The organism is Streptomyces sparsus, assembly GCF_054776295.1.
This window is the reverse complement of record NZ_BAAHCA010000838.1, coordinates 1-2174: the sequence shown is the minus strand read 5'-3', so window position 1 is coordinate 2174 and position 2174 is coordinate 1. Positions and strand designations below refer to the sequence as shown.

Sequence of the window (2174 nt, the reverse complement as noted above, 5' to 3'; positions counted from 1 at the left end):
GGCCACCGGCCTGTCCGGGCCCGGCGGTGACGCGCGGCGCAGGTGGGCGCGAGCCGGGGCCGGGGCGGACGCACCCGCCGGGACACGTGGCCCGGAGTAATCGGTTGGCGTGGTGAGGTGCCGGACGCTAGGAATGGACCATGACCCTCTCCGCGTCCGTCCCCGTTCCTGGTCCCGTCGAGGCGGAGGAGGGGACGGAGTTGCTGGAGTGCACCCGGCGTGCGCTGCTGCACCGCCTCGCGGTGGCGCAGAGCGAGGGCCGGGCCCCCGCCGCGGTGGCGGCGCTGGTGCGGGACGGCCGGCAGGTCTGGTTCGGCAGCCGCGGCGAGGTGGACGGCGCACCGGCCACCGATGACACCCAGTTCCGCATCGGCTCGCTCACCAAGACCTTCGTGGCGGTGCTGGTGCTGCGGCTGCGCGACGAGGGACTGCTGGACCTCGGCGACCCGCTGGGCAGGCACCTGGACACGCCGCACGGCGCCGACGCCACGATCGCGCAACTGCTCAGCCACGGCGCGGGACTGGCCGCGGAGGCCCGCGGGCCCTGGTGGGAGCGGACGCCGGGGGAGCTGCGCCCCGAGGTGCCCGACCTCTTCGGTGAGACGCCGCAACCGCACCCGGAGGGCCGCCGGTTCCACTACTCCAACCCCGGTTACGCGCTGCTCGGCGCGCTGGTGGAGGAGCTGCGCGGGCAGCCGTGGCAGGAGGTGCTGCGGACGGAGGTGCTCGAACCGCTGGGCCTGACCCGCACCGGGCTGCGTCCGAGCGCCCCGCACGCGTCGGGCTGGGCGGTGCACCCGTGGGCGGACGTGGTGCAGCGGGAGCGGGTGGTGGAGACGGGCCGGATGGCACCGGCCGGGCAGTTGTGGTCGACGACCGCGGACCTGTGCCGGTTCGCCGAGTTCCTCGCCGCCGGCGACCCGCGGGTGCTGGCGGCCGGCACCCTGGCCGAGATGCGTACACCCGCGGTGCCCGCGGAGACGGACGGATGGGACGACTCGTACGGGCTCGGCCTCCAGCTGACGCGCACCGGCGGCCGGGTGCTGGCCGGGCACTCCGGTTCGATGCCCGGCTTCGTGGCCTGCCTGCTGGTGGACGCGGACCGGGGCCTGGGCGCGGTGTCGCTGGCGAACGTCACCAGCGGCATGGCGGTGACGCCGCTGGCCGCCGACCTGCTGATGGAGTTGGCCGAGCGGGAGCCCCGGCTGCCCGGCGTCTGGCGGCCGCTGTCCGAGGTGGACGGCGAGCTGCTGGCGCTGACCGGCCCCTGGTACTGGGGCGCGGCGCCGTACCTGCTGCGGCTGCGGGACGGCGGCCGGGTGGAGCTGTCCCCGATGGCCGGTGGGCGCCCGGGGTCACGCTTCGATCCGGCGCCCGGCGGCGGCTGGACGGGGCTGGACGGCTACTTCGCCGGCGAACCGCTGCGCGTGGTGCGGCGGGCGGACGGCGCGGTCGACCACCTGGACCTCGGCACCTTCGTGTTCACCCGGCAGCCCTACGACCCGGAAGCCGCGGTACCGGGCGGCACCGACGGTTGGTGACGGCCCGGGCCACCGGTCGTTCGGCGCCGCCTCCGGCGCGTGCCGGACGCCTCGCGGGCGGCACGCCGACATCCCTGCCCGCGAGAGCGGTTCACCGCGTCACAGCAGCATCTTGAACCCCAGGTGGGAAGCCTCAAAACCGAGTCGCTCGTAGAAGCGGTGGGCGTCCACCCGGGTCGCGTCGCTGGTGAGTTGCACCAGTGCGCAGCCTTGGCGACGGGCTTCCGCGACGGCCCAGTTGAGCAGTTCGGTGCCCAGTCCGGTGCCGCGTTCGTCGGTGTGCACCCGGACCGCTTCGACCAGCGCGCGGTCGGCGCCCTGCCGGGACAGGCCGGGCACCACGGTGAGTTGCAGGGTTCCGGCGGGGCGGCCGTCGCGCTCGGCGATCACCAGGTGCTGGTTCGGGTCGGCGGTGATGCGGGCGAACGCGGCCCGGTAGGGGCCGAGATCGTCCGGCGACTCACGGGCGGCGCCGAGCGGGTCGTCGGCGAGCATGCCGACGAGAACGGGGAGATCGTCGGCGGTGGCCGGGCGAATGGTGAGGTCGCTCATGTCGGCACTCTATGCCCGCCGGAGACCCGCGAAACGCCCGCCGGGCGCCTCCCGCACGCCCGCCGCACGCCCACCCAGCGC

General features: G+C 75.7%; 2 protein-coding genes. One reads left to right on the top strand and one right to left on the bottom strand.

The genetic code is table 11. From position 1 onward, the window contains the following. Positions 1–140: 140 nt before the first annotated feature. On the top strand, positions 141–1541 hold the full coding sequence (locus tag ACYVE9_RS24005) for a serine hydrolase domain-containing protein (RefSeq protein ID WP_461029982.1): 1401 nt from the start codon (positions 141–143) through the stop codon (positions 1539–1541). Between the two features lie 99 nt (positions 1542–1640). Here ACYVE9_RS24005 and ACYVE9_RS24000 read toward each other — a convergent pair whose 3' ends face one another. Further along, positions 1641–2093, bottom strand: coding sequence for a GNAT family N-acetyltransferase (locus ACYVE9_RS24000; protein ID WP_461029981.1), 453 nt, complete (start codon positions 2091–2093; stop codon positions 1641–1643). Positions 2094–2174: the final 81 nt, after the last annotated feature.

What these genes read in the sequence shown, in the direction of transcription:
- ACYVE9_RS24005 (WP_461029982.1), top strand. Translation starts at nt 141, where the DNA reads ATGACCCTCTCCGCGTCCGTCCCCGTTCCTGGTCCCGTCGAGGCGGAG.
- ACYVE9_RS24000 (WP_461029981.1), bottom strand. Translation starts at nt 2,093, where the DNA reads ATGAGCGACCTCACCATTCGCCCGGCCACCGCCGACGATCTCCCCGTT.